At 41.9% G+C, this 8,786-nt stretch carries 2 protein-coding genes; both read right to left on the bottom strand.

Features of this window, described 5'->3' with window-relative positions; all coding sequences use genetic code 11:
* Positions 1 to 290 precede the first annotated feature (290 nt).
* On the bottom strand, positions 291 to 4,166 hold the full coding sequence (gene rpoC / locus LI241_RS10895; RefSeq protein WP_008691285.1) for a DNA-directed RNA polymerase subunit beta': 3,876 nt from the start codon (positions 4,164 to 4,166) through the stop codon (positions 291 to 293).
* 4 nt (positions 4,167 to 4,170) lie between these two features.
* On the bottom strand, positions 4,171 to 8,358 hold the full coding sequence (locus LI241_RS10890) for a DNA-directed RNA polymerase subunit beta (RefSeq protein ID WP_008691284.1): 4,188 nt from the start codon (positions 8,356 to 8,358) through the stop codon (positions 4,171 to 4,173).
* Positions 8,359 to 8,786 lie beyond the last annotated feature (428 nt).

The raw sequence follows: 8,786 nt of genomic DNA, 5'->3' as shown, positions 1-8,786 counted from the left end.
AATTGACGTTTCCTGTTCAGTTTTCAAAGACCGATAGCATCCACTGTTTGGTGGATGTCACTCTCGTTGAGTGCCTGTATATAATATCAAATTATATCGTTCCTGTCAATCAAAATAATAACTTTTTTATGATTATTTCAGATTATTTTTACTAATCTGCTATTCCATATGATCTAGGCAGAAATTCTTTCTATCGCTTTACGAATTTGCCTCTTGATATAGATACTTTTGATAATCACAAAAGGAGTTCCTACATCGTAAGAACTCCTTCTTGATATCCTTTAGGATTGTTAATCGTGTAATTCCGGAAGAATTGGCTGTTTAATTCCAATTTCTTCATCAGATACATCTTCACCATCCATGATTTTCTGTACCATTTCACTTGTTAATTTCTCAGGTGAAGGTACATATGCCATAAATTGATCATCATCTGGTTTCGCATTACGTTCGATACGCTCTTCGCGTAACTCTTCTGCTCTTTCCGCAATGATTTCATTTGTCTGGCGATCAGCTTTGCAGCCGGTTCCAGCTGGAATCAGCTTACCGATGATAACATTTTCTTTCAAACCAATCAGGTAATCTTTCTTACCTTTGATTGCTGCATCCGTCAGAACTTTCGTTGTTTCCTGGAAAGATGCTGCCGATAAGAAGGAGTCTGTTTCAACAGATGCCTTAGAAATACCCAACAATACCGGTTTGAAAGTAGCCGGTGTTTTACCGCTTAACAATGCCTGACGGTTGATTTTCGTGATTTCGGTCAAGGATACCTGCACACCTGGATTCAAGTGTGTATCATTGCCTTCCAGAACGACTACTTTACGCAGCATCTGGCGAATCATAACTTCAATATGCTTGTCACTGATTTCAATACCCTGGCTAGCATATACTTTCTTAACTTCTTTTAGAATGTAGTTTTGTACCTGACGTACACCAGCAACCTTTAATAATTCCTTAGGGTCAACCTGACCTTCCGTAATTTTGTCACCAGCTTCGACATGTGCACCAACCTTCATCCAAGGACGAATTGCCTGTACCAAAGTCACCTTATGCGTAATACTTTCTTTATCATTTGCGACAACTACTTCGTAACCTGTTTCAATCTGATTAATCGATGTGATTTCACCGGTAATCTGAGCTAATACAGCTACACCCTTAGGACAACGAGCTTCAAACAGCTCCTCGACACGAGGAAGACCCTGTGTGATATCTCCACCATCAGCACTTGCTACACCACCGGTATGGAAAGTACGCATGGTCAGCTGTGTACCTGGTTCACCGATAGATTGGGCAGCCATGATACCAACAGCTTCGCCAACTTCAACATCTTTACCGGTTGCCATGTTACGACCATAACATTTCTTACATACACCGTAAATAGATTTACAAGTAAATGCGCTTCGGATATATAAGCCTTCAACACCAGCATCTACAATTCGCTGCGCAATTGGCTCCGTGATGAATTCATCACTTTCAATGATGACTTCACCTGTCTTAGGATCTGTAACTTCTTGTTTTGTATAACGGCCAACTAAACGATCATACAAAGATTCGATAATCGTATTCGTTTTGCGATCTACGATAGCTTCTACCCAGTACCCTTTATCTGTACCACAGTCTTCCTGTTTAACGATAACATCCTGGGCAACGTCAACCAAACGACGTGTCAGATATCCAGATTCGGCAGTCTTCAATGCGGTATCGGTCAGACCTTTACGCACACCGTGTGTTGAGATAAAGAACTCAGACACATTCAGACCTTCACGGAAACATGAATAGATAGGAACCTCGATGATACTTGGTACATATTCACCCTTCGCTGATTTGGACTGTGATGGTTTCGCCATCAGACCACGCATACCAGCTAACTGAGTAAAGTTTGACGTATTACCACGGGCACCAGAACGCGCCATCATGTTGATTGGGTTTTTACGTGGCAAGTTACCTAACAGCTCTTCGGCGATATCATCTTTGACATCTGCCCACAGCTTATTTAAGTGACGTTCCCACTCCTGCATCGTAAGCTTACCTTTCTTACGCAGGGTTTTTAATTCTTCGGCTTTGGCTTTACCATATTCCACATGCTCTTCTTTATGAGGAGCAACCTCGATATCACTTAAGGATACCGTAACACCGGCAACTGTAGAATATTTGAATCCCATATCCTTGATCTGGTCAAGGATTTCAGATGTTTTTTCAGTACTGTAACGTTTGAAGATCTCACCGATGATCTTACCTAAGTCTTTTTTCTTGAAAGCAGGTGTTACAGGTAAATTACGGATAGCTTCTTTTACATCTTTTCCCATATCCAGGAAATACTTTTCCGGTGTTGCCTGGAAATTGGCTGCACTTACCTCATTCAAGAATGGGAAGTCGCTAGGGAACATGTTGTTAAAGATAACCTTACCAACTGTTGTCAGCAAATACTGTTTCTGCTGTTCATCCGTAAAGCTTGTTTTATTTAATGCTCTTGCCGGAATGGCAATACGAGAATGTAAATGAATCTGGTCTGTTTCATAAGCCATCAAAATTTCATTGATGCTACCGAAGACATGTCCTTCATTATCTCCATAACGCTGCCACATAGCTGCTGATTTTGGACAATCGACAGATAAATAGCGCTGCGCTTCATCATGGAATTCTTCAGCCGTTTCTTCCATCGTCAGATAGAAGTTACCCATGACCATATCCTGACCTGGGGTAACGATTGGTTTTCCATCCTTTGGACCAAGGATATTGTTAGAACCTAACATCATCACTAAGGCTTCAGCTCTTGCTTCTTCACTCAATGGTACATGGACAGCCATCTGGTCACCATCGAAGTCGGCATTAAAGGCAGTACATACTAATGGATGCAGACGCAATGCACGTCCTTCTACCAGTTTTGGTTTAAACGCCTGAATACCTAAACGGTGCAGCGTAGGGGCACGGTTCATTAAGACAGGATAGCCATCAATTACCTTTTCAACGATATCCCAAATACGTGGATCCTGACGATCAATCAGTTTCTCTGCTGTCTTTGGATTGCTGGCGATTTCCTGATTTACGATTTCATTAATAACAAATGGTTTAAACAGCTGAATTGCCATTTCACGTGGAATACCACACTGATACATCTTCAAATCTGGTCCTACGGCGATTACAGAACGACCGGAGAAGTCAACACGTTTACCTAATAAGTTCTGACGGAAACGTCCTTGTTTACCCTTTAAGGAATGTGATAAAGACTTCAAAGCACGTCCGCCGGCACCGGTAATTGGTTTAGAACGACGACCATTATCGATCAAAGCATCAACTGCTTCCTGCAGCATACGTTTTTCGTTTTGTACGATGATAGCAGGAGTTCCCAACTCTAACAGCTTCTTCAAACGGTTGTTACGTGTGATGACACGACGATATAAATCATTTAGATCACTTGTCGCGAAACGTCCACCATCTAACTGCAGCATTGGTCTTAAATCAGGTGGGATTACCGGAATTACTGTCATAACCATCCATTCTGGCTTATTGTCAGAATTACGGAAAGCTTCTACGGTATCCAAACGCTTGATTAATTTCTTACGTTTTTCACCCTGCGCATTTTCCAAAGCTTCCTGAATGTGTTTGTATTCTAATTCTAGGTCAACTTCTTTCAACAGGGTCAAAGCAGCTTCTGCACCAGTCTGTGCCGTAAAGCTTCCAGGACCGTACAGTGCCATATATTCACGATATTCTTTTTCAGATAAGATCTGTTTGTATTCCAGATTCGTATCCTTAGGATCTGTTACGATCCAGGATACGAAATATACTACTTCTTCCAATTGTTTTGGTGTTACATCCAGCAGCAGTGCCATACGGCTAGGAATACCGCGTAAATACCAGATGTGTGCTACCGGTGCAGCCAATTCAATGTGTCCCATACGTTCACGACGAACACTGGATTTGGTGATTTCTACACCACAGCGGTCACAGACAACACCTTTATAACGTACTTTCTTATACTTACCGCAATAACATTCCCAGTCCTTGCTAGGTCCGAAAATACGTTCACAGAACAATCCGTCACGTTCCGGTTTCTGGGAACGATAATTGATTGTTTCCGGTTTTTTAACTTCACCATGACTCCATTCATGGATTCTTTCAGGAGATGCTAGGCTCACCTGAATTGAGGCAAAATCATTAACACTCATCTACTTACGCCTCCTCTACTTGTTCATCATCTTCTGCAATTAATACATCTTCGTCGAAGTCATCCATGTTTTCTTCATCATCCAAAAGCACTTCATCATCTTCAACTTCAACATCTTCATTTATATCATTGATATCCTCTTCACTGACAACTTCTTCCTGTGGAATTGGTGGCAGTGCAGCAGGTTCACTTGATTCTTCTTTGTTGATATCGACTTCATTTCCGTCTTCATCCAGCATCTTCACATCGATGGCTAATGCCTGTAACTCATGTTTCAATACGCGGAAGGATTCAGGAATGCCTGGTTCAGGAATATCTTTTCCTTTGATGATTGCTTCATAAGTCTTAGTACGTCCTACGATATCATCAGATTTTACCGTCAAGATTTCCTGCAGTGTATGGGCAGCACCATAAGCTTCCAGTGCCCAAACCTCCATCTCACCGAATCGCTGACCACCATTCTGTGCTTTACCACCTAATGGCTGCTGCGTTACTAAGGAGTAAGGTCCGGTTGCACGGGCATGCAGCTTATCGTCAACCATGTGCGCCAGTTTGATCATGTACATAACACCGACAGAAATACGTTCATCGAATGGTTCACCGGTACGTCCATCGTACAGTACCTGTTTACCATCTACGGTCATATCGGCTTCTTTCATGATGTCGCTTAATTCCTGGTTGTTGATACCATCGAATACCGGTGTGGAGAATTTCACGCCCAGTTTCTTAGCGGCATATCCTAAATGGATTTCCAGAACCTGTCCGATGTTCATACGAGATGGCACACCGAATGGGTTCAACATGATATCAATTGGCGTTCCATCTGGCATATATGGCATATCCTCAACCGGTAAGATCTTGGAGATGACACCTTTATTACCATGACGGCCGGCCATCTTATCACCTTCAGAAATCTTACGTTTCTGAACGATGTAAACTTTTACGGTTTCATTAACTCCAGGTGGCAGATCATGACCTTCACTTCTTTTGAAGATACGGATAGAATGTACGATACCGGCACCACCATGAGGTACCTTCAAGGAGTTGTCACGCACTTCACGGGATTTCTCACCGAAAATAGCTAATAACAGTTTTTCTTCAGGAGAGATTTCACTCTGTCCTTTTGGTGTTACTTTACCAACCAGAATGTCACCCTCGCGTACTTCCGCACCAACCATGATGATACCACGGCTGTCTAAGTTACGGCAGGCTGCTTCACTTACGTTAGGAATGTCACGAGTAATTTCTTCTGGCCCTAATTTTGTTTCACGACAATCAATGTCGTATTCTTCAATATGAATTGACGTATACACATCATCACGTACCAAACGCTCACTCATGATGATGGCATCCTCATAGTTGTAGCCATACCATGTCATATAGGCGATAGTAACGTTTTGTCCAAGGGCAAGTTCACCCTTTTCCATAGATGGTCCATCGGCTAGGATATCTCCCTTATCGATGCGTTCACCTTTTTTTACGATTGGACTTTGGTTGATGTTAGTACCATTGTTAGAACGCTGGAATTTACGCAAACGATATTCATGACGTTCTCCATCATCACCACTAACGATGATGCGCTGAGAATCGACATATTCAACAATACCGTTTTCTTTTGCGACGATACCGACACCGGAATCCTTGGCGATCTTATACTCGATACCAGTTCCTACATATGGAGAATGTGGCTGTAACAAAGGTACGGCCTGACGCTGCATGTTCGCACCCATCAAGGCACGAGAAGCATCGTCATTTTCCAGGAATGGTACACAGGCAGTTGCCACGGATACGATCTGTTTTGGTGAAACGTCGGCTAATTCTACTTCTTCACGTTTAGCGATGATGGTTTCTCCCGCTTTACGAGCAACGACATTTTCATTGATCAGACGGCCTTCTACAACCTCATTCGCCTGCGCGATAACATAATCCGCTTCTTCATCAGCTGATAAGTAGATTGCTTCATCTTCTACTGTTCCATCTTTCTTAACGATACGATATGGTGTCTGAATAAATCCATATTCATTGATCTTACCATAAGAAGTCAGGTTGGAAATCAAACCGATGTTTGGACCTTCTGGGGTTTCGATAGGACAGATACGACCATAGTGAGAACTATGAACGTCACGTACTTCAAAACCGGCACGATCTCTAGTCAGACCACCTGGACCTAAGGCAGAAATACGACGTTTGTTGGTCAATTCTGCCAATGGATTCTGCTGATCCATGAACTGTGACAGCTGAGAACTCGAGAAGAACTCCTTGATAGCTGCTGTTAATGGACGAATATTCGTTAATTTCTTAGGTGTTAAGGTTGCTGTTTCCGCAATGGACATACGTTCCTTAACAACACGCTCCATACGGCTTAAACCAATACGGAACTGGTTCTGGATCAATTCACCAACAGAACGGATACGACGGTTACCCAACATATCGATATCGTCGGTTTCTCCAACACCTTCCATAACATTTAAGTTATACGTATAGAATGCATACATATCGGAAATCGTAATGGTATGCTTGTTCGCATATGGGTCATTACCGATTACTTTTACTACTTGCTCATCGCCGGTACGTACAAGCACTTCCTGAACAGCTGCACCTACCAACCATGCATACACCGTTTCACCGTTGTTTACTTTATTACGTAAAGCTTCCTGGTCGTTTGCACTTAAGGTATCTGGCTTATGACGAGGTAAATAGCCTTCTGCATAGAAGTCACCTTCTTCATTTTCCAGATCATTGCCCTGTGCATCCGTTACACGGCCTAACGCATACATGCGCTGTCCATAGTTTAACACTGCATTGACATTGCCTTTTTCCAATGCCACCTGCTTTGCGATGATACCGCCATGTACAGAAATGGTTTCACATTCTTTTGCGATTGCGTCTACATCCTTCTGTGTTAATACGGTTCCTTCAAACAGTGTAGCATCACTCAATTCCACATCTTCTGCCAAAACACGGCCAACAAGACCAAGATGGTTAGATGCCGGAACTTCTACTTTATCCGGATGGTTGAATAATGGATTGAAAGGGAAAGCATGTACATGCATACCTTTTTCCAACTCTTCACGTAAAGTGTTACGTTCATCACGATGAATCATCGTACCACTAGGCATGAAGACACTGCCATCACTTGCCAAAATATCCATTGCCAAACGATTACCGTAAATACGGTTGATGGCATTTAATTTCTTACGTAATTTAAAACGTCCGGCTTTGGTTAGATCATAACGGCGAGGATCAAAGAACTTCGCATTCATTAAGGTGATAGAACCATCCAAGGTAGGGATTTCATCCGAACGCTGGTTTTCATAAATAGACAATAAAGCTTCCTGTGTAGTCTTTACCTTATCGGCTAACAGGGTATTCTCAATTTCTTCGTATTTACCAAAGTAAGATGCATATAATGTAAGGTAAAGATTCATGAATTCACGATCTTCATCATCCTGTGCAACATCTTCGATCACATCACGTCCCATAGCCTTTAAGAACGTCTTGATCTGTGTTGTATCATGGGCATCTTCGCTGTGATCTAAATCAATAGACATACCGACAGCTTTAAACAATACAGAAGAAAGCATTTTACGTTTACGGTCAATGCTCATGTTTAAAACACGTCCGGTAGACGCTTTTTTCGTTTCTGTCATGTATTCCAGCCAAGTACCACGGCTTGGAATTAATTCACAGGCATACGATACTTTACCTGTTTTTTCATCATAACCGGTAGAGAAGTACGCTCCTGGAGAACGCACGATCTGCGAAACGATGACACGTTCCGCTCCATTGATGATGAAAGTACCTGTTTCGGTCATTAAAGGGAAATCACCCAGGAAGACATCTTCCCATTTATTGATAACTTCACCTGTTGTGTTATCTGTTATTTCAAGTTCCATGCGTGCTTTCAATGGTGCTGCGTAATTACATTCGCGATACATTGATTCTTCCGCATTGTATTTAGGTTCACCGAATTCATAACCGGCGAACTTCAGCTTGATATTTCCTCCATAGTTTTGAATCGGGTAGATTTCATTGAAAACTTCTCCAATTCCTTCGTTCTTGAACCACTCAAAAGAATCCGTCTGAATTTCAACCAGATTCGGCAGTTCCAGATGTCCACTAACTTTTGAGTAATCGCGACGCTCTGCCTTTTTACCGGAAGCGACAATACGATAAGGCTGTTTTTTGTCCATGTACGCCATCCTTTCTACAAGTTTTTCTTACCAAAATAGGGCATGAAAACCCATTTTAATATTTTAGTATTATGCAATTTATTATAATATCAATGGTTTGTCAAATTGTCAATGCTTTTTCGATATTTTAGCTATTTGTGTCCGTTGGGTAGCAATCTGCATGGAAAGGTATATTTTCATAACTGATTGCATGTGATGACGATTGTTGCACCATCATGGTGGCAATTTCCATCAAGAAGAGCTTTCCTTCATAATTTCGTGAAAGCGTGCATGCTGGCATTCCCTAATATCAACCGATTTAACTTCTCTACGTTATCGTTGGTATTCTTGGTATCAACCGACTTAACTTTTCTACGTTATCATTGGTACTCTTGATATCAACCGATTTAACTTCTCTACGTTATCGTTGGTATTCTTGATATCAACCG

Source organism: Longicatena sp. 210702-DFI.1.196 (assembly GCF_020563125.1).
Taxonomy (GTDB): Bacteria; Bacillota_I; Bacilli_A; order Erysipelotrichales; family Erysipelotrichaceae; genus Longicatena; species Longicatena caecimuris.
This window is presented reverse-complemented; position numbering and strand designations above follow the sequence as displayed.

Excerpts from the sequence above, each read along its gene's own strand:
- rpoC (WP_008691285.1), bottom strand. The coding sequence starts at position 4,166 with ATGAGTGTTAATGATTTTGCCTCAATTCAGGTGAGCCTAGCATCTCCT.
- LI241_RS10890 (WP_008691284.1), bottom strand. The coding sequence starts at position 8,358 with ATGGACAAAAAACAGCCTTATCGTATTGTCGCTTCCGGTAAAAAGGCA.